The organism is Streptomyces sp. NPDC107550 (genome assembly GCF_055639095.1).
This window is the reverse complement of sequence record NZ_JBVKBC010000037.1, coordinates 36,936-56,045: the sequence shown is the minus strand read 5'-3', so window position 1 is coordinate 56,045 and position 19,110 is coordinate 36,936. Positions and strand designations below refer to the sequence as shown.

19 protein-coding genes are annotated in these 19,110 nt (G+C 72.7%); 8 read left to right on the top strand and 11 right to left on the bottom strand.

Translation table 11 applies throughout. The features are described 5' to 3' along the window. The first annotated feature begins 18 nt into the window (after positions 1 to 18). Positions 19 to 1,029, top strand: a complete 1,011-nt coding sequence (locus ACZ7LY_RS30675; RefSeq protein ID WP_471628002.1) for a small ribosomal subunit Rsm22 family protein — start codon at positions 19 to 21, stop codon at positions 1,027 to 1,029. A 504-nt stretch (positions 1,030 to 1,533) separates the two neighbouring features. On the opposite strand, the gene ddaH is transcribed toward ACZ7LY_RS30675, so the two are convergent. Then, the gene (gene ddaH, locus ACZ7LY_RS30670; protein WP_471628001.1) at positions 1,534 to 2,409 is read right to left on the bottom strand and encodes a dimethylargininase; all 876 of its coding nucleotides are present in this window, start codon (positions 2,407 to 2,409) and stop codon (positions 1,534 to 1,536) included. A 70-nt stretch (positions 2,410 to 2,479) separates the two neighbouring features. Beyond that, the gene (locus ACZ7LY_RS30665; protein WP_471628000.1) at positions 2,480 to 2,665 is read right to left on the bottom strand and encodes a DUF6243 family protein; all 186 of its coding nucleotides are present in this window, start codon (positions 2,663 to 2,665) and stop codon (positions 2,480 to 2,482) included. Between the two features lie 134 nt (positions 2,666 to 2,799). On the opposite strand from ACZ7LY_RS30665, the gene ACZ7LY_RS30660 reads away from it, so the two are divergent. Next, positions 2,800 to 3,480 (top strand): TetR/AcrR family transcriptional regulator, encoded by a 681-nt coding sequence (locus ACZ7LY_RS30660; RefSeq protein WP_471627999.1) that lies wholly within the window; start codon positions 2,800 to 2,802, stop codon positions 3,478 to 3,480. Here the strand turns inward: ACZ7LY_RS30660 and ACZ7LY_RS30655 are convergent. Continuing rightward, the gene (locus ACZ7LY_RS30655) at positions 3,452 to 4,300 is read right to left on the bottom strand and encodes a glycerophosphodiester phosphodiesterase (RefSeq protein WP_471627998.1); all 849 of its coding nucleotides are present in this window, start codon (positions 4,298 to 4,300) and stop codon (positions 3,452 to 3,454) included. The genes ACZ7LY_RS30660 and ACZ7LY_RS30655 overlap by 29 nt on opposite strands. 196 nt (positions 4,301 to 4,496) lie before the next feature. Between ACZ7LY_RS30655 and ACZ7LY_RS30650 the strand changes: the two genes are divergently transcribed. After that, positions 4,497 to 5,219 (top strand): bifunctional DNA primase/polymerase, encoded by a 723-nt coding sequence (locus ACZ7LY_RS30650; protein WP_471627997.1) that lies wholly within the window; start codon positions 4,497 to 4,499, stop codon positions 5,217 to 5,219. 278 nt (positions 5,220 to 5,497) lie between these two features. Here the strand turns inward: ACZ7LY_RS30650 and ACZ7LY_RS30645 are convergent, their stop codons facing one another. The 4 genes from ACZ7LY_RS30645 to efeO are packed head-to-tail and all read right to left on the bottom strand — an operon-like array spanning position 5,498 to position 9,872. Next, positions 5,498 to 6,478: an SCO2278 family lipoprotein gene (locus tag ACZ7LY_RS30645; protein ID WP_471627996.1), complete on the bottom strand. Its 981-nt coding sequence runs from the start codon at positions 6,476 to 6,478 to the stop codon at positions 5,498 to 5,500. A gap of 48 nt (positions 6,479 to 6,526) precedes the next feature. Then, positions 6,527 to 7,378: an iron uptake transporter permease EfeU gene (gene efeU / locus ACZ7LY_RS30640; protein WP_471627995.1), complete on the bottom strand. Its 852-nt coding sequence runs from the start codon at positions 7,376 to 7,378 to the stop codon at positions 6,527 to 6,529. 3 nt (positions 7,379 to 7,381) lie between these two features. Further along, positions 7,382 to 8,671: an iron uptake transporter deferrochelatase/peroxidase subunit gene (gene efeB / locus ACZ7LY_RS30635; RefSeq protein WP_471627994.1), complete on the bottom strand. Its 1,290-nt coding sequence runs from the start codon at positions 8,669 to 8,671 to the stop codon at positions 7,382 to 7,384. Between the two features lie 43 nt (positions 8,672 to 8,714). Then, on the bottom strand, positions 8,715 to 9,872 hold the full coding sequence (gene efeO / locus ACZ7LY_RS30630) for an iron uptake system protein EfeO (protein ID WP_471627993.1): 1,158 nt from the start codon (positions 9,870 to 9,872) through the stop codon (positions 8,715 to 8,717). A 209-nt stretch (positions 9,873 to 10,081) separates the two neighbouring features. Here efeO and ACZ7LY_RS30625 point away from each other — a divergent pair, with 209 nt between their 5' ends. Next, positions 10,082 to 10,720, top strand: coding sequence for a PhzF family phenazine biosynthesis protein (locus ACZ7LY_RS30625; protein WP_471627992.1), 639 nt, complete (start codon positions 10,082 to 10,084; stop codon positions 10,718 to 10,720). Between the two features lie 45 nt (positions 10,721 to 10,765). Here ACZ7LY_RS30625 and ACZ7LY_RS30620 read toward each other — a convergent pair whose 3' ends face one another. Continuing rightward, the gene (locus ACZ7LY_RS30620; RefSeq protein ID WP_471627991.1) at positions 10,766 to 11,416 is read right to left on the bottom strand and encodes a biliverdin-producing heme oxygenase; all 651 of its coding nucleotides are present in this window, start codon (positions 11,414 to 11,416) and stop codon (positions 10,766 to 10,768) included. A gap of 169 nt (positions 11,417 to 11,585) precedes the next feature. Further along, entirely contained in the window at positions 11,586 to 12,458 is an 873-nt protein-coding gene (gene map, locus ACZ7LY_RS30615; RefSeq protein ID WP_471627990.1) for a type I methionyl aminopeptidase, read from the bottom strand. Positions 12,459 to 12,515: 57 nt separating this feature from the next. Between map and ACZ7LY_RS30610 the strand changes: the two genes are divergently transcribed. Further along, entirely contained in the window at positions 12,516 to 12,749 is a 234-nt protein-coding gene (locus ACZ7LY_RS30610) for a hypothetical protein (RefSeq protein WP_471627989.1), read from the top strand. Positions 12,750 to 12,819: 70 nt separating this feature from the next. Here the strand turns inward: ACZ7LY_RS30610 and ACZ7LY_RS30605 are convergent, their stop codons facing one another. Beyond that, on the bottom strand, positions 12,820 to 13,437 hold the full coding sequence (locus tag ACZ7LY_RS30605) for a hypothetical protein (protein WP_471627988.1): 618 nt from the start codon (positions 13,435 to 13,437) through the stop codon (positions 12,820 to 12,822). 82 nt (positions 13,438 to 13,519) lie between these two features. Between ACZ7LY_RS30605 and npdG the strand changes: the two genes are divergently transcribed. Then, complete coding sequence (npdG, locus tag ACZ7LY_RS30600; protein WP_471627987.1) at positions 13,520 to 14,224, top strand: NADPH-dependent F420 reductase; 705 nt, start codon at positions 13,520 to 13,522, stop codon at positions 14,222 to 14,224. A gap of 88 nt (positions 14,225 to 14,312) precedes the next feature. Then, entirely contained in the window at positions 14,313 to 14,510 is a 198-nt protein-coding gene (locus tag ACZ7LY_RS30595; RefSeq protein WP_471627986.1) for a hypothetical protein, read from the top strand. A 20-nt stretch (positions 14,511 to 14,530) separates the two neighbouring features. Here the strand turns inward: ACZ7LY_RS30595 and ACZ7LY_RS30590 are convergent, their stop codons facing one another. Continuing rightward, positions 14,531 to 15,334 carry a site-2 protease family protein gene (locus ACZ7LY_RS30590; protein ID WP_471627985.1) on the bottom strand — a complete coding sequence of 268 codons (804 nt, stop codon included), beginning with the start codon at positions 15,332 to 15,334 and terminating at the stop codon, positions 14,531 to 14,533. Between the two features lie 496 nt (positions 15,335 to 15,830). On the opposite strand from ACZ7LY_RS30590, the gene ACZ7LY_RS30585 reads away from it, so the two are divergent. Further along, positions 15,831 to 19,100, top strand: a complete 3,270-nt coding sequence (locus ACZ7LY_RS30585; RefSeq protein WP_471627984.1) for a BTAD domain-containing putative transcriptional regulator — start codon at positions 15,831 to 15,833, stop codon at positions 19,098 to 19,100. Positions 19,101 to 19,110: the final 10 nt, after the last annotated feature.

The following is a 19,110-nucleotide window of genomic DNA, read 5'->3' as shown; positions in this document are numbered from 1 at the left end:
GCCTTCTAGACTTCACGGGTGAACGCCCCGCTCCCCTCCGCCTCCCACGACCCCGCCGACACGCTGCGCTCGGCGCTCGCCGCGCTGCTCGACGGACTGCCGGCCGCGCAGGCGGCGCGCGCCGTCGAACGGCTCATCGAGACCTACCGGGGCACCACCCCGACCGACGCGCCGATCCTGCGGGACCGCGCGGACGTCGTGGCGTACGCCGCGTACCGGATGCCGGCCACGTACGAGGCCGTGTGCGCGGCCCTCGGCGCCCTCGCCGACGCGGCCCCCGAGGACTGGGCGCCCGCCGGGCACCTCGACATCGGCGGCGGCACGGGGGCGGCGGTCTGGGCGGCCCGTACGGTGTGGGGGGCCGGGCGGCCGACGACCGTACGGGACTGGGCGCGGCCCGCGCTCGAACTCGGGCGGCAGCTCGCTTCGTCGGACCCGGTGCTGAAATCCTCCGTCACCTGGGAAGCGTCCCGCATCGACGCGTCCGCCTTGCCGGCGACGGACCTCGTCACCATCTCCTACGTCCTGAAGGAACTCACCGGCGCGGACCGGGACGCCCTCATCGACTCCGCCGCCTCCGCCGCGACGGGGGCCGTGGTCGTCGTCGAGCCCGGGACGCCGGACGGGTACGCGCGGATCATCGCCGCCCGCGAGCGGCTCATCGGCGCCGGGTTCCATGTCGCCGCGCCCTGCCCGCATGACGGGGGGTGTCCGATCGTGCCGGGGGAGGACTGGTGCCACTTCGCTGCGCGGGTCAGCCGGTCTTCTCTGCACCGGCGGATCAAGGGCGGGTCGCTGCCGTACGAGGACGAGAAGTTCTCGTATGTCGCCGCTACGAGGTTTCTTCCCGGGGGGAGGGGAGGCGGGCGGGTGGTGCGGCGGCCTCTGCTCCGTAAGGGGCAGGTTTTGCTCGACCTGTGTGAGCCGGAGGGGCGGTTGGCTCGTGCCACGGTCACGAAGAAACAGGGCCCCCTGTACAAACAGGCCCGCACCACAACATGGGGCAACACCTGGCCCCCGGCCCCCTAGGCACTCATTCACCTGTGGGTGGGTGGGTGGCTGATCGCGCAGTTCCCCGCGCCCCTGACGGGGCACACCTGTACGTGGCCACCCGCGGGTGGGTGGGGGCTGGTCGCGCAGTTCCCCGCGCCCCTTTGGGGCACGATCGTGCGTTGTTTTCTGCGGGCGGGTGGGGCTTCTCGCGCAGTTCCCCGCGCCCCTGAAGCATGCACTTCGTGCAGCTTCCCCTCAGAGGGAAGCGGGGCTTCGCCCCAGCTTCCCGGCGGGGGCGGGCGACGAAGTCGCCCCTCCCGCTGCCTCCCGGGGGGAGGGTGCGGCGAAGCCGCCCCTCCAGGGGCGCGGGGAACTGCGCGAGCAACCACGACGAAAGTCGAGGATCGCCACCGGGCGGAGCCACCCACTCACCTAGGGGCGCGGGGAACTGCGCGATCAGCCACGACGGGTCGGCAGACGAGAACATCAGGGGCGCGGGGAACTGCGCTGGACGGGCCGGGGCTGAGACACCGTTCCCCCTTAACGGTCCCGGAGTTCGAGCGTGGCGCACTTCACCGAACCGCCCCCTTTCAAAAGCTCCCCGAGATCGACCCCGACCGGCAGGAACCCCCGTTCCCGCAACACCCCGAACACCCCCACCGCCCCTTGCGGCACAAGCACATGCAGCCCGTCGGAGACGCAGTTGAGCCCGAAGGCGACGGCGTCCGCCTCCTCGGCGACCACCGCGTCGGGGAACAGCCGCCGCAGCACGGCCTGACTCCCCGCGGAGAACGCCGCGGGGTAGTACATGACCTCGTCCCGCGCGTCGTCCAGCACGGCCAGCGCCGTATCCAGGTGGTAGAAGCGCGGATCGACGAGATCGAGCCCGATGACGGGCCGCCCGAAGAACTCCTGCGCCTCGCCGTGCGACAGCGGCGACGCCCGGAACCCCCGCCCGGCGAGCACGTACGACGCGGTGACGGCGAAGTCCCCCTCGCCCTCGTTCACATGCACCGGCTCCCGCACCTCCGCGTACCCGCGCGAACGGAACCACTCCAGATGCGCGACCGCCTCCGGTTCCCGCTGTGGATGCGCGAACCGCGCGCCGAGGACCCGCCCGTCCACGACGGTCGCCCCGTTCGCGGCGAACACCATGTCGGGCAGCCCGGGCCGCGGTTCGAGGACCTCCACCTCGTGCCCGAGCGAGCGGTACCGGTCACGCAGGTCCTCCCACTGCGCGACGGCGAGCGGAACGTCGACGGGTTTCGCCGGGTCCATCCACGGGTTGATCGAGTACGTGACCTCGAAGTGCGCCGGTGGGCACATCAGATAGCGCCGGGGTGTGGCGCGGCGTACGTCGGCACGCGGAGTAGGCAATGAGGGCTCCTCACGACCGCAGGGACTGTTGACGCCCATGGTGCGGCCGAGGGAGCCCTCGGGGATGTGAACCGAACGGGTGGTTCCCGGGGGGCCCGGGCCGCCGCGGTCACGACGAGCCGGACGCGTCCCGCCCCTCGCGCAACATCCGCAACAACTCCCGCTTCTGTGCCGCCGGATCGACAGGCGCCCCGCCCCCGCGTCCCCCGCGCCCGCCGCCGCGCAGCGCCGTGCGGGAGAGCTTGCTGCGGGTGCCGCCGACGCCCAGCATGCCGTCTGCTCCGCCTCGGGTCATGGGGTACCTCCTCAGGAAAGTGACGATACGTATCGTCTCGTTCAATCGACACACTCATACTCGGCGAGACGGTCCGTCTTGTCAAGGGATTGTGAGACGGTACGTCTCGGCTTGCTCGCTGCTACATTCGAGACATGGCAGCCACCTCCAGCAGCGCCCCCGAGCCGAAGAAGACGGCCCCCGACTCCTCGCGCCGCAGTGAGCGCTCCCGCCGCGCGATCTACGACGCCGCCCTCGCCCTCGTCGGCGAGATCGGCTACCCGAGGACCACCATCGAGGGCATCGCCGCCCGCGCCGGCGTCGGCAAGCAGACCATCTACCGCTGGTGGGGCTCGAAGGCCGAGGTGCTGATGGAGGCGTTCATCGACCTCAACGAGCGCAACGCCCGCACCGCCGCGGAGAAGTACCCGGGCGCCACCCCTATCGACCCGGGCGGCCTGCCCGACACCGGCGACCTGGAAGCCGACCTCAAGCTCGTCCTGCGCGCCACCGTCGACGAACTCGCCGACCCCCGCTTCGACGTCCCCGCCCGCGCGCTCGCCGCCGAGGGTGTCGCCAACGAGGAGTTCGCCTCCGGCTTCATCGCCAAACTCCTCATGCCCGGCCTCGACCTGTACGCCGCCCGGCTGCGCGCCGCCCGCGACGCCGGTGAGCTGCGCGCCGACCTCGACCCGGAGATCGCCCGCGACCTGTTCGTCGCGCCGCTCGCCCAGCGCTGGCTCCAGCACACCGGGCCGCTCGACCACGCCTACGCCGACACCCTCGTCGAGTACGCCCTCCACGGCATCAGCGCGCGCCCCCGCCGGGACGCGTAGCCGCCAGCAGGCCCGGCGCGTCGGTGATCACGCCGTTGCAACCGAGCCGCAGCACTCGGTCCCGGTCGGCGGGCGTGTCCACCGTGTGCGCCCACACATGCGGCACCCCCGACCTGACCGCCCGTACGAGGTCCGCGTCGCGCGCCTTGTAGTCCATGTCGAGTACGTCGGCGAACCGCGCCCAGCGCGCCGGGCGGTCCGTGCGCATCTGCCGCGCCGAACGCCACACCTGCGCGATCAGGCCGAGCCGGTGCGCGCGCTCGGCGAGCGCCGGGTCGTTGGAGTTCACCAGCACCGAGCGGGTCAGGCCGCGCTCGCGGATCATCCGCGCGAGCCCCGGCAGGCTGTCGGGGTCCTTCGCCTCCAGCATGAGCACGATCCGGCCACCGAAGCGGTCCAATACCTCGGGCACGGTCGGCAGCCGCTCGGCTCGCCAGTGCCCGGGCAGCGCGCGGTTCGGCCGGACCCGTACCGCGTCCCAGCCGGCCCGGTCCAGGTCGCGGGCGCGGCCCTTGGCGTCGGTCGTACGGTCCAGCGTCGGATCGTGCAGGACGACGATCGTGCCGTCGCGCAGCATCCGCGTGTCGAAGTCGAGGACCTGGGCGGTGCCCCGGGCGTACGCGGCGGTCAGTCCCTCCATGCTGTTCTCGGGCACTTCGAGGGCGCCGCCGCGGTGGGCGGTGTACGTGACGCGGGGCAGGGAGTCCACGGTGACCCCGCCCCGGCCCAGCGGCGGGGCGAACGCGAGGCCCGCGAGGGAGAGGCCGACGGCGAGAGCGGCGACGGGCGCGGCTCTGAGGGCGAGACGCTGAGTGACCATGGCGCCCAAGCGTGACGTACAAAACGCCGCAAATCGGGCATCGACACTCCCGTGAGGTCACGGCCCGGCATCGCCCGCCGGGGGCCCGGCGACCCCGGATGCGGACGGTGGCCCCGGGGGGAGCAGGATGGTGGGAGCATGGGTGTCTCATCCGGCGTACGGCGGAGACGGCTCGACGGTGATGGTGAGGGGATCGATGGGCGCGGAGCATGACGGAAGCGGACTCACTGGCCTGGGCCGGTTCGTGCGGTGGCTGAAAGGCGCCCGCGGCCCGAAGGAGACCGTTCCCGACATGGACCGCGAGTCCCTGCTGCTGGCCGCCGCCGGGGCCGGGCTGCCGCTCGCGCCGGCCGCGTACCCCACGGACTACCGCTGCTCCTGCAACCGCGTCGGCTGCCCCACGCCCGGCCGGCACCCCGTCTCCTTCGCCTGGCAGACCCAGTCGACGACCGACCGCGCGCAGATCGAGCGCTGGGCGCGGCATCAGCCGCAGGCCAACTTCATCACCGCCACCGGCATGGTCCACGACGTCCTCGACGTGCCGGTCGCGGCGGGGCGTGAGGCGCTGGAGCGGCTGCTGGCCGGCGGGGTCGAGGTCGGGCCCGTCGCGCTCAGCGGGGACGACCGGATGCTCTTCTTCACGGCGACGCGGGGGACTCCGGAGGACGAGGACGAGTGGTGGCCGTGCGAGCTGGACTGTCATCCCGAGACGATGGATGAGCATCCCGGGCTGCGGTGGCACTGCCGTGGGTCGTATGTGCTGGTGCCTCCGGCGCGGTTGCCCGGGGGGCGGGGGGTCGCGTGGTTGCGGGGGCCTGAGCATCCGCTCCCGGATCCGCTGACGCTGCTCGAGGTTTTGACGGACGCGGGAACAAGGCACGCGGTAGCGGACCCCGACTTCACATCAGCCTGGCCGTAAACCCCGGTACGTCGCCGCCTGCGGGCGATGCCCCCCTGATCGCGCAGTTCCCCGCGCCCCTTATGGGGCTGCCCCCTGAGGTTGTCCTTCACCTGCGGGCCGGTGGGGCTTCTCGCGCAGTTCCCCGCGCCCCTGGAAGCGGGGCTTCGCCCCTGCTTCCCCCGATGGAGGTGGCGACGTAGTCGCCCCTCCAGGGGCGCGGGGAACTGCGCGACCAGCCACGACGCGAGTCGAGGACGAAGAACCCGCCCACCGGCGATACCGGCAGCGGTGAAGGGTCAGGAGCCCTGGGCTGTTGTGATGCCTTCCAGGCGGGCCAGAACTTCCACCGTGCCGCCCCCCGCCGAGGGGACCCGCGCTGCCTGATTGGACACATACCCATACATCGCGGACTGCTTGGCGTCGCCGGACATCAACGCCTTCACACTCGGACTGATCGCCGGCAGATCACTCCCGGGCGACGCCGTCTGCTTCTCGTACCGCCGCGTCGTGAAGAAGACGAGCGCACCCCCGTCCCGCGTCCGGAGGGCGACCGGCGCGAAGTCCCCGGAGGAGAGCGGCTCGTCGATGTACTGCGTGGCGAGCCCGGGCCGCGCGGCGTTCTTCTTGCGGGAGGCCCGCCACTGCGAGGTGTGCTGCCCCGGCGCGAAGTCGTCCCCGCCGTCCTTGAGATAGGCCGCGTACCGCGAACCGAGCGCACCCGGCCGCACCGCGAGCCCGCCCGCGTTCGGCGCGACGGCCTGGGCCCACCCGTCCCGGTCCTTCTTGAACTGCGGCACCTTGCCCTCGCGGAACAGCGTCAGATACGACACCGCCCACGGCTCCCGCTCGTCGTGCCGGGTGAAGACCATGACCCACCGGTAGCCGGCCAGGCGGTTGTTGGCCGTGTCGGCGACGAACCAGCGCGGCCAGCCCGCCTTCTTGGGCACGGTGAAGTTCGGGTCGGTCAGTTTCAGCGCCGCGTGCTTGGGGTTGCCGCCGGGGTGCAGCGTGTGCCCCGCTTTCAGCTTCGCCGCGTCGATCGCGCCGAGCGCCCCGGTGACGTAACGGGCGTCGGCGGACCGGTCGTAGGTCCGGTCCGCCTTGTTGTACGCGGTCACGAACGCGTCCAGCGCGCGTGCGGCCTCGGCCTTCGTGGTCGTCGGCACGACCTCAAGCTCGCCGTGCACGGTCACGCAGCCGCTCGCCGTGAGAGACAGCACGACCGCCGCGGCACTCGCCGCCACGGGCCTGCCGAGCCTCTTCATGACCTCGCTCATGACGTTGACTTCACCTTCCGCCGCCCTGCCCCTTCACGGGGCCGAACCCTACCGGGAAGAGGAGGCGCGTACCGCCCCGGCCTCGGACCGGCGCTGGAACAGGCCGGCGGGGGCGAAGAAGACGGCCATCGTCGGGATCAAGTAGGCGAACCAGACGACGACTTGCAGGACCGTCGGGTCCGGCTGGAAGTTGAAGACGCCCTTGAGGAGCGTGCCGAGCCAGCCGTCCGGCGAGATCGTCGAACTGATGTCGAAGGCCAGGTTGTTGAGCCCGCCGACGAAGTCCGCCTCCTGGAGGTCGTGGAAGCCGTACGCGAGCACGCCCGCCGCCACCACGATCAGCATGGCGCCGGTCCACGTGAAGAACTTCGCCAGGTTGATGCGGAGCGCGCCCCGGTAGAACAGCCAGCCGAGGAAGACGGCGGTGGCGAGGCCGAGGAGCGCGCCGATGACCGGCTGCGCCGTGCCGTTGCTCGTGGCGTGCACGGCCGTCCACACGAACAGGGAGGTCTCCAGGCCCTCCCGGCCCACCGCGAGGAACGCCGTGGCGACGAGCGCCGCCGTGCCCATCTGGAGCGCCGCGTCCAGCTTGCCGTGCAGCTCCGTCTTCAGGTGCCGGGCGGTGCGCCGCATCCAGAACACCATCCACGTCACCAGCGCCACGGCGATGATCGACAGCGAACCGCCGAGCGCCTCCTGCGCCTTGAACGTCATCTCCTGCGAGCCGAACTCCAGGCCCGCGCCGAACGCCAGCGCCACGAACACGGCGACGCCGATGCCGAGCCAGACCGGCTTCAGCGCGTCCCGGCGCTCCGTCTTCACCAGGTAGGCGACGAGGATGCAGACGATGAGACTCGCCTCGAGCCCCTCGCGCAGACCGATCAGATAGTTGGCGAACATCCCTCAGGCACCCTTCTGTGCGGCGTTCTTCTCGAAGAGGCCGCGGCCCCACCAGTCGTGCTTGTCCCGTACGCCGGGCGGTACCGCGAACACGGCCGAACCCACGTGCTGGATGTACTCGTTGAGCGCGTCGTGCGCGGCCAGCTTCCGCTGGAGCCGCACGAACCCCTCGCGCACGTCCTTCTGGTACGCGAGGAAGAACAGCCCGGCGTCGAGCCGGCCGAGGCCGTCCGTGCCGTCGGTGAAGGAGTAGCCGCGGCGCAGGATCGTCGTGCCGCCGTTGGCCTCGGGGTGCGCGAGCCGCACGTGCGCGGTCGGCTTCATCGCCTTCAGGAACGGCGCGTCGTGCTCCTTGGCCTTGCCGACGGGCGCGCCCTCGCGCTTGTCGCGGCCGAACACGTCCTCCTGCTCCTGGAGCGAGGTGCGGTCCCACGTCTCGATGTTCATGCGGATGCGCCGGGCGACGAGGTAGGAGCCGCCCTTCATCCAGTCGTCGCCGTCCACCCACACGTGCTTGTCGAGGCGGCCGGTCTCGGTGCCCGCGATGTTGCGCGTGCCGTCCTTGAACCCGAAGAGGTTACGGGGGGTCTGCGCGCCCGGCGTCGTCGAGGACGTCTTGCCGAAGCCGAGCTGCGACCAGCGGATGGCGACCTTGCCGAAGCCGATCCGGGCGAGGTTGCGGATGGCGTGCACGGCGACCTGCGGGTCGTCGGCGCACGCCTGCACGCACAGGTCGCCGCCGCTGCGCGCCTTGTCGAGGTTGTCGCCGGGGAACTTCGGCAGCTCCTCCAGCGCGGCCGGGCGCCGGTCCGCGATGCCGAACGCCTTCCCGTACCTCTCGAACAGCGACGGGCCGAAGCCGATCGTCAGCGTGAGCCGCGACGGCTTGAGGCCCAGCGCCTCGCCGGTGTCGTCCGGGGGCGCCTCGGCGAGCCCGCCGTAGGCGCCGTCGCCGACCGGGCGGCCCTGCGTCATCAGCGCGGCGGCCTGTGTCCAGTCCTTGAGGAGCTGGACGAACTCCTCGCGGTCGTCGGTCTTCACGTCGAACGCCGCGAAGTGCAGCCGGTCCTGCACCGGGGTGGCGATGCCGGCCTGGTGCGGGCCGTGGAAGGGGACCGCGCCGCCGGAGTCGGCGGCCGGCTCCATCGCGTCGTCGCCGGAGCGGGTCACGGCGACCGCGCCGCCCGCCGCGACGGCGCCGAGCGCGAGCCCGGCACCGCCCACGGCGAGCAGCGAACGACGGGAGGGGGCCGACGAGGCGGCGGCCGGGGAGGTGGGGGAGTCGTCGGGCACGGCGGCCTCCTTCGCGCTCACGGGGATGTGCTTGCCGATCCGGTTACTTGACGACCGCGGCGGCCAGCTTGGACAGCGGCTCCGCCAGGGCGTTCACCGCGTCGGACAGCTCCTTGCGGTCCGTCTTGCCGACCTTGTCGTAGGACGTGAAGTCGTAGCCGTTCTTGTCCGTGCGGTACTTGTCGAGCAGCTTGTCGAGCGCCGCGAACTGCTTGTCCAGCTCCTTGGCGAGCGCCGGGTCGTTCTCGGCGGCGACGGGCTTGAGCAGGTCGTACGCCTTCTCGGCGCCCTCGACGTTGCCCTTGAAGTCGACGAGGTCGGTGTGCGAGTAGCGCTCCTCCTCGCCGGTGACCTTGCCGGTGGCGACCTCGTCGAGGAGTTCCTTGGCGCCGTTGGCCATGGAGGTGGGGGTGATCTCCGCCTTGCCGACGCGCTGCTGCCAGTCCTTGAGGTCCTTGTCGAGCTGGTCGGCGAGCTGCTTCTCGCGGGCGCCGATCTTCTTGTCGGCCCACAGCGCCTTCTCCAGGCGGTGCCAGCCGGTCCAGTCCGTCTTGGGGTTCTGGCCGTCCTCCAGGCCGTCCTCGCGGACGTCGACCTTGGGGTCGATGTCGCCGAAGGACTCGGCGACCGGCTCGGTGCGCTCCCAGCCGATGCGCGAGGTGGCGTACGCCTTCTTCGCGCCCTCCAGGTCGCCCTTGCGGACGGCGTCCGTGAACGTCTTCACCTTCGGCATCGTCTCGTCGGCCTGCGCCTGCACGTACTGGCGGTAGGCGGCGACGGCCTTGTCGAGACGGGGGTCGCGCTTGGCGGTCTTGCCGCCGCCGGTGACCTTGATGGCCTGGCGGTGGCCCTTGCCCTTCATGCCGGGGACGCAGGCGATCGTGTAGTCGCCGCTCTTGACCTCGGCGGTGAGGGTGTGGCGGGTGCCGGGGCCGATGTTCTCGCGCTCGGAGACGATGCGGTCGTCGGGGAAGAGGATCTCGACCTCGGTGACGCGCGAGCCCTTGTTCTCGACGGCCAGCTCGACATGGCCCGCGGGCAGTTCGGTCTGGGAGACCTTGCAGTCGTCGTCGGTCGCGGTGACCTTGACCGCGCCGGAGCCGGTGGCCTTGGCGTCGGACTTCTGGGTGCAGCCGGTCACGGCGGTCAGGGCCGCCACCGCGGTGACGGCGGTGACGACGGACAGTCGGGCGGCTCGCATAGAGGCTCCAGGAAGCGTTCGGGACAGCACGGCTAACTGATAAGGCGGCCCTAACTTATATGAGGCTAACCTCAGTGCTACCCACCCCGTCCGTGATTCACCTCTCACGGAAAGCCCCAGGTCGCGGAGCGGACACAAGCGACCCTAGGGCGACCCAGGGAACGGTAAAGGGGAGGTCAAGCCGGGCGGTCGGGTGGTTCACTGCGCTCATGGACTACGACGTACTGCGGGTCTTCTGCGGGCCCGACGGCCGCCACGGCAACGAGCTGGGCGTCGTCCGCGACGGCTCCCTGCTGCCGGACTCCGGCGCGCGTCAGGCGTTCGCCGCCGAGCTGGGTTTCAGCGAGACCGTCTTCGTCGACGACCCCGAGCGCGGCGTCCTCGACATCCGTACGCCCTCCGTGACCCTGCCCTTCGCCGGACACCCCTGCGTGGGCGCGGCCTGGCTGCTCGACGTGCCCGAGCTGATCGTCCCCGCCGGGACCGTCGGCGCCCGCCAGGACGGCGAGTTCAGCTGGATCGAGGCCCGCGCCGCGTGGGCGTCCGGGCGCACCCTGCGCCAGTACGGCTCGCCCGCCGAGGTCGACGCCCTCCCGGTGCCTGAGCCCGGCGCCTGGATCTACGCGTGGGCCTGGGAGGACGAGGCCGCCGGCCGGGTCCGCGCCCGCGCCTTCCCCGGCCGGGGTGACGGCATCACCGAGGACGAGGCCACCGGCGCCGCCGCGCTGCTGCTCACGGACGCCCTCGGCCGCGCCCTCAACATCCGCCAGGGGCGCGGCTCCCAGATCCTCACCGCGCCCCAGCCGGACGGCTGGACGGAGATCGGCGGCCGCGTCCGCCTGACCTGACCTGAGTCCGACGCGCCTGGGCCCGGTCCGTCGCGGCCGGGCGTCTCACGCCGCCGAGGGGAACTCCTCGCCGAGCGCCCCGAACACCGCCGTGTTCAGCGCGAACGCCCGCTTGCACTCGGCCACCACGCGCTGCTTCTCCAGCTCGTCCACCGCGATGGCGTCGAGCAGTTCGCGGTAGCGGCGCTTGAACGCCGCCGGGTTGCCCACGGCGTCGAACACGTAGAACCGCACGCCGTCGCCCTTGCGCGCGAAGCCCCAGGTGCGCTCCGCCTTGTCGCGGATGATCTGGCCGCCCGACAGATCGCCCAGGTAGCGCGTGTAGTGGTGGGCCACATAACCGGCCGGCCACTCCCGCGCGCACCGCGCGACCCGCTCCGCGTACTCCCGCGTCGCCGGGAGCGCGGTCGCCCGCTCGCGCCAGTCGGGCCCGCGCAGATGCGCGAGGTCCCGCTCCAGGGCCGGCACCCGCAGCAGCTCGCGCTGGACGAAGGGGCCCGCCACCGGGTCCTGTGCGAGACGGTCCACGTCCGCCTCCAGCGCGCGGTACACGAACCAGAGCTGCTCGGTGTAGCGCGCGTACGCCTCGACGCCGAGGCCGCCGCCGAGCAGATCGCTCATGAACGTCGACGTCTCCGCCTCCGTGTGCTGCTCGTGCGACGCGGTGCGGATCAGGGTGGAGAACGGGGTGTTCATGAAGCCTCCGCCGGCAAGTTCTAGGTAGGTTAGGCTTACCTAACATAACAGCTTTCCCGACAACCTGTCGGTAAAAAGGTACCCGGGACACCCGTCAGCGGAACGTAAAAGAAGGACCCGCCCCCGAAAGAGGGGCGGGTCCTGGGCGACAGAGGGGCGCGGGAGCGGGCTACGGCAGCGTGAGGATGTCCGCGCCGGTCTCCGTCACCACGAGCGTGTGCTCGAACTGGGCGGTCCGCTTGCGGTCCTTGGTGACGACGGTCCACCCGTCGTCCCACATGTCGTACTCGTGCGTCCCGAGCGTCAGCATCGGCTCGATCGTGAACGTCATCCCCGGCTGGATCACCGTCGTCGCGTGCGGGCTGTCGTAGTGCGGCACGATCAGACCGCTGTGGAACGAGGTGTTGATCCCGTGCCCGGTGAAGTCCCGCACCACGCCGTAGCCGAAGCGCTTGGCGTACGACTCGATGACCCGGCCGATGATGTTGATCTGCCGGCCCGGCTTCACGGCCTTGATCGCGCGGTTCAGCGACTCGCGCGTGCGCTCCACCAGCAGACGCGACTCCTCGTCGACGTCACCCACCAGGTACGTCGCGTTGTTGTCGCCGTGCACACCGCCGATGTACGCCGTCACGTCCAGGTTCACGATGTCGCCGTCGCGCAGGACCGTCGAGTCGGGGATGCCGTGGCAGATCACCTCGTTGACGCTCGTGCACAGCGACTTGGGGAAGCCCCGGTAGCCGAGCGTGGAGGGGTAGGCGCCGTGGTCGCACATGTACGTGTGCGCGATCCGGTCCAGCTCGTCGGTGGTGACGCCCGGCGCGATGGCCTTCGCCGCCTCCTCCATGGCCCGCGCCGCGATCCGCCCGGCGACGCGCATCGCCTCGACCGTCTCCGGGGTCTGCACCTCCGGGCCCTTGTACGGCGTCGGCGCGGGCTTGCCGACGTACTCGGGGCGCCGGATGTTCCCCGGCACGGGACGAGGGGGCGAGATCTGCCCGGGGGAGAGGAGCACGGGCGACGACGGTGACTGGCCAGACATGCCAGCGAGTGTAACGAGCAGTACTAAGAGAGCATGGCCTTGACGAGAGGAGAGACCGTGGCTCTGTTCAAGAAGCGGACCGAGGGCAAGCCGGGCGAGTGGTTCTACTGCCTGGAGCACCACAAGGTCGAGGAGGGGCCCGAGTGCCCCGCGAAGGACCGGTTCGGCCCGTACGCCACCCGCCAGGAGGCCGAGCACGCGATGGCCACCGCCCGCGAGCGCAACCTGGAGTGGGAGAACGACCCGCGCTGGCACGACAAGTCGGGCGCCCAGGACGACGACACGGCCTGAGCGCCGCCCGGAGCCCGGCCGGGGCGGGGCACCAGCGGGTCGGTGCCGGGTCGCCAGCGGGTCGGCGGGGTCACCAGCGGGTCGGCGGCGGGGAGGTCAGATGGTCGGCCAGCCGGGACAGCCGGTCCCGGAAGCGGCGCCGGCCGGCGCGGGGCGCGGCCGGCGACCCGTTCTCCCCGGCCGCCGCGCTGACCAGATGCTGCACGGTGTCCAGATCGAGGTCGCCCTCGCGGGGCACGCTCAGCGCCTCGTGCGCCATCGCCCGCAGCTCCCCGCCCGCCGGGAGCCGCGACTCCAGCGTCAGCACCGTCGCCCCCGCCCGCCGCGCGTCGTGCACCCGCTCCAGCAGGCCCGCGCCCGCCGCGTCCGGCGACACCACCAGCAGCGTCTCCCCGCGCCGCGCCGCCTCAAGACGGCCGAGGCCCACCGCCAGATGCGCCGGGTCGCCCGGGCGCGGGGCGTGCCGCACCAGCGTCGGCGCCAGCTCCGGCGTACCCGACCAGGCCGCCTCGTCGACCAGGTGCGCGGCCAGGTGCCAGGGCTCGTACTCCGCGGTGCCCACCAGAAGCAGGCCCCCGCCGTGCGCGGTGACCGAGGAGCGCAGCGCCCCGGCGAACCCTCGGGTGGCGGCGGGCCACTCGGTCCCCGCGAGGACCTCCCGCAGCAGAGCGACTCGTACGGCGTCCATGGCCCCGCATGCTGCCTCATCGGCCGCCCCCGCCCGGCCCGTTCGCCGCAACTGCCCTCGAACGAGTGCGTAAGGTCGCCGCATGACTACCAGTGACAGCGCACAGAAGCCGCCCGCCAAGGACCCCTGGGAGCTGCCCGACGTCTCCGGGCTCGTCGTCGGCGTGCTCGGCGGCACCGGCCCCCAGGGCAAGGGCCTCGCCTACCGGTTCGCCCGCGCCGGACAGAAGGTGATCCTCGGCTCCCGCGCCGCCGAACGCGCGCAGGCGGCCGCCGATGAACTCGGGCTCGGCATCGAGGGCGCCGACAACGCCGAGTGCGCCCGCCGCAGCGACATCGTGATCGTCGCCGTGCCCTGGGACGGGCACGCCGCCACCCTGGAGGCGCTGCGCGAGGACCTCGCGGGCAAGCTCGTCGTCGACTGCGTCAACCCGCTCGGCTTCGACAAGAAGGGCGCGTACGCCCTCAAGCCCGAGGAAGGCAGCGCCGCCGAGCAGGCCGCCGCGCTGCTGCCGGACTCCCGGGTCACCGCCGCGTTCCACCACCTGTCGGCCGTGCTCCTCGCCGACCCCGGCATCGAGGAGATCGACACCGACGTCATGGTCCTCGGCGAGTCCCGCGAGGACACCGACACCGTGCAGGCCCTCGCCGCCCGCGTCCCCGGCATGCGCGGCGTCTTCGCCGGGCGGCTGCGCAACGCCCACCAGGTGGAGTCCCTCGTCGCCAACCTGATCTCCGTGAACCGCCGCTACAAGGCGCACGCCGGGCTGCGCGTCACGGACGTATGACGGACGTATAGGGCGCGTTCGGGCGAGGGCGGGGCATGGGGGACACTGGTCGGCGTATCACCGCCGTGCCGTATTGGAGCCGACCCCCATGCCCCGCATCGCCCTCTTCTCCCTGGTCCTGTGCGTGCTCGCGGTGGCCGCCGCGGTCGTCTCCTTCGTCGAGGGCAGCTTCCTCGGCATCGCGTGGGTGCTGATCGCGGGCATCACGTCGAACATGACGTGGTACTACGTGCGCAAGGCCAAGGCCGAGAAGGCGGCCGAGGCCGCCTCCGCCCCCACGGCCTGACCCGCCGCCGTCCGCGGGGACTACGGCTGGTTCACCACCGGGATCTGCGGGGTGCCGTTCCAGAACTGGTAGAACTCGCGGCCCCAGAACGTGTCCCACTCGGTCACCCCGAGCCCGCCCAGGATGCCGCGCACCGCGTCGAAGAACCAGCCGTTGACCTCCGGCAGCCACAGCAGCGCGAACACCGCGAGCAGGCCGAACGGCGCGAACGGCTCCACCTGCCGGCGTACGTTCGCCGACAGCCACGGCTCGATCACGCCGTAGCCGTCGAGGCCCGGCACCGGCAGGAAGTTCAGGATCGCCGCCGACACCTGAAGCAGCGCCAGGAAGCCCAGCGCGTAGCGGAACGTGTCCGGGACGCCGTCCATCGCGTCCAGCCAGAACGGGGCGGTGCACACGACGGCGAACAGCACGTTCGTCAGGGGGCCCGCCGCCGAGATCAGGCTGTGCCGCCAGCGGCCCGCGATCCGGCCCCGCTCGATGTAGACCGCGCCGCCGGGCAGGCCGATACCGCCCATGATCACGAACAGCACCGGCAGGACGATGCTCAGCAGGGCGTGCGTGTACTTCAGCGGATTCAGCGTCAGATAGCCCTTGTCGCCTACCGTGATGTCGCCGCTGTGCAGGGCGGTGCGGGCGTGGGCGTACTCGTGCAGGCACAGGGAGACGACCCAGGCGCCCGTCACGAACAGGAACACGGCGATGCCCGGGGTCGCGGCGAAGTCCGTCCACACCGCCCAGGCGGCCACGGCGGTGACGGCGGCGATGCCGAGGAAGACGGGGCTGATCTTGTGGGGGCGGGGTCCCTTGCGGGGGGTGGGCATGTCCGGGGCTCCAGGGAGTCGGGGGCTGGGGGTGCCCCCGAACGTACCCTTCTCCTTCCGGAGGGTGCGGGTCCATCGTGCCTGGCCCCGAACTCCCCGCGCCCCTGACGGGGCTGTCAGCGCCGGTGCCTTTTAGGCGCCCCCGCCGCCTTGGGCAGTCTGCCTCCCCCAGACTTCGTCCGGGAGGGACCCCCAGGGCGGCACGGGTGGGCAAGGCGGCACCCAGCGCCGGGTGCGTGATCGATGTGCCTCGGGTGCAGCCCCGGTGGGGCTTCTCGCGCAGTTCCCCGCGCCCCTTAGGGAGTTGGCCTCAGCGCCAATTTCCAGCCCCTCCGGCGATTGAGGAGCGGGGGCTGGGGCAGCGCCCCAGAGTGCCGGGTTCGTCGTGGCTGAGCGCGCAGTTCCTCGCGCCCCTCAGGGGGCTGACCTGAGCGCATACTCCCAGCCCCTCCGGCGATTGAGGAGGGTGTGGTGTCGGGCGGTGTTGAATGGGGGGGTGTTCTATTGCGTATTCGGAGGGGCTCGGGCCGTTCGGGACGACGGAGTCGCCGTCACCGTCGGCGGAGCCCGCCTGCGCGCCCTGCTCACGGTACTGGCCCTGCGCCCAAGCAGAACCGTCCCGGCGTCCACCCTCGTGGACGAGATCTGGGGCACGCGGCCCCCCGCGGACGCACCCGGCGCCCTCCAGGCCCTGGTAGGCCGCCTGCGCAGAGCCCTGGGCCAGGAGGCCATCGAGTCCGCGGACGGCGGCTACCGCCTCGCCGCCCCCACCGACGCCGTCGACCTGTTCCGCTTCGACCGCCTCACCGCGGACGCGCTCCGCGCCCTCGCCGACGGCGACCCCACCAAGGCCGCCGACACCCTGGACACCGCCCTCGCCCTGTGGCAGGACCCCGTACTCGCCGACCTGCCCGACCGCACCGCCGAAGCCGCCCGCTGGGAAGCCCGCCACCTCGAAGCGCGCCGCGCCCGCCTCACCGCCGCCCTCGCCCTCGGCCACGCCGACACCGCGCTGCCCGAGGCGACCGCCCTCGCCGACGCCCACCCGCTGGACGAACCGCTCCAGGCCCTGCGCCTGCGCGCCCTGCGCGACACCGGCCGCCCCGCCCGGGCGCTCGCCGCCTACGACGCCGTACGCCGGCTCCTCGCCGACCGCCTCGGCACCGACCCGGGGCCCGAACTGCGCGCCCTGCACGCCGAGTTGCTGGCCGCGCCGCAGTCCCCGTACCCCACCACCGCGGCCCCGCGGGCGACGGGGAACCTGCGGGCGCGGCTCACCTCCTTCGTCGGCCGCGACGACGACCTCGCCGCGCTCCGCGACGCCCTCACCCGCACCCGGCTCGTCACCCTGATCGGCCCCGGCGGCGCCGGCAAGACCCGGCTGTCGCAGGAAGCCGCCGAGGCGACGGGCGACGCGGCCCCCGACGGCGTGTGGCTCGCGGAACTCGCTCCGGTCGGCGACCCCGCCGCCGTCCCCGAGGCCGTCGTCGGCGCGCTCGGCGCCCGCGAGACCGTGCTGCGCGGCGCGGGCGCCGAGGAACTGCGCGCCGCCGGCGACCGGCAGAGCGACGACCCCACCGCCCGTCTCCTCGCCCACTGCGCCGAGCGCCGCATGCTCCTCGTCCTCGACAACTGCGAGCACGTCATCGGCGCCGCCGCCGCCCTCGTGGACCGCCTCCTCGCGCACTGCCCCGGCGTCACCGTCCTCGCCACCAGCCGCGAACCCCTCGGCGTGCCCGGCGAGTTCCTGCACTCCGTGGAGCCGCTGCCGCAGCCGCACGCGCTGCGCCTGTTCGGGGAGCGCGGCGCCGCAGCCCGCCCCGGCTTCCGCGTCGAGGACGCCGCCGACACCGTCCGCGAGATCTGCCACCGGCTCGACGGACTGCCCCTCGCCATCGAACTCGCCGCCGCCCGGCTGCGGATGCTCACCCCGCGCCAGATCGCGGACCGCCTGGACGACCGGTTCCGGCTGCTGACCTCGGGCGCCCGCACCGCCCTGCCCCGCCAGCAGACGCTGCGCGCGGTCGTGGACTGGTCCTGGGATCTGCTCGACGAGCCCGAACGGGCGGTCCTCGCCCGGCTGTCCGTGTTCAGCGGCGGCTGCGACCTCGCCGCCGCCGAGGCCGTCTGCGGGCCCGACGCCCTCGACCTGCTCGCCTCCCTCGTCGACAAGTCCCTCGTCGTCACCGCCCCCGACGGCGACGACGAGAGCGGCGCGGGCATGCGCTACCGGCTCCTGGAGACCGTCGCCGAGTACGCCCGCGACCGCCTGGACGAGCGCGCCGACCGCGCCGCCGCCGAGCGCGCGCACCTCACGTACTACCGCGAACTCGCCCGCACCACCGACCCGTTGCTGCGCGGCAGCGGCCAGCGCGCCGCCATCGCCGTACTCGAACGGGACTACGAGAATCTGCGCACCGCCCTGCGGCACGCCGTGGCCGCCCGCGACGAACAAGAAGCGCTCAGCCTCGTCCTGTCCCTCGCCTGGTTCTGGCAGATGCGCGCCCTGCGCGTCGACGCGCGCCGCTGGTCCCGCGAGGCCGCGGCCCTCGGCCCCGACCCGTTCGCGGACGGCGGCCGGCCCGCCCCGCCGATCCTCCAGCGTTGCACCGACACGCCCCCGCCGCTCACCGGCGACCTCCTCGACGAGGCCCGCCGCCAGGTCCACCTCGTCCAACTCGCGTACATGGACATGGAGATGGACCGCTGGCACACCCCCGAGGGGGAGGCCCGCCTCGCCGCCGTCCGCGCCACGTACGACGCCTCGCTGCCCCAGGCGGCCCGCCCGCCCGGCAACGTCTGGTACTTCTCCGTCATCCTCACCGGCCAAATGGACCTCATCCACGAACTGACCGACGCCACCGTCGACACCTGCCGCGCCCTCGGCTACACCTGGGAACTCGCGCTCATCCTCCAGATGCGCGCCAACATCCGCGCCAACCGCGCCCGCACCGCCGAGGCCGCCATCGCCGACGCCGGTGAATCCCTCGGCCTGTTCACGGAACTCGGCGATGCCTGGGGCATCACCGAGGCGCTGTCCGCGCGCGGTGAGGCCCACGAGAAACTCGGCCGGTTCGACGCCGCCGCGCAGGACTACGTCCGCGCCAGCGCACTCGCCGAGAGTATGGGCGCCCACGCCCAGACGATGGTCCTCCAGGTGCGGCTCGGGCAGGTGTACGTGGAGCGCGGCGACGCCGAGGAGGGCGAACAGCTCCTGTGGGACGCCGTCGACCGCTCCCGCGGCCACGCGGGCGAGGCCCGGCCCGCCGCCCGCGTCTTCCTCGTCAGCCGGCTCGCCGCCACCGGCCGCACCGCCGAGGCCCGCTCCCAACTCGCCCTGCTGCGCGAGGAGTTCCAGGTCGCGCGCGTCGGCTTCTTCCACGCCATGACCGTCGGCATGGAAGCCATGATCGACGTAGTCGACCGGCGGCCCGACCGCGCCATCGAACTGGTCCGCTCCTCCCTTGACCTGGCCGCGTATCCGCTCGCCCGGATGCTGATGCCACAGCTCACCTCGCTGTTCGTGGTCACCGCCGCCCGCGCCCTCACCCAGCGCGGCAGGGCCGGGGACGCCGCGCTCGCCGCCCGTTTCCTCGGCGCCGCCGACGCCCTGCTCCCCGACGACCACATCACCAGCGCCATGGAGCGCTCCTGGCGCGAGGGCGCCGAGGCCGAGGCCCGCGCCCTGCTCGACACCGACGCCTACGCGCGCGCGTACGCCGAAGGCGGCGGCCTCACCGTGGAGGAGGCCGCCGCCCTGCTGTGACGTAGCAACT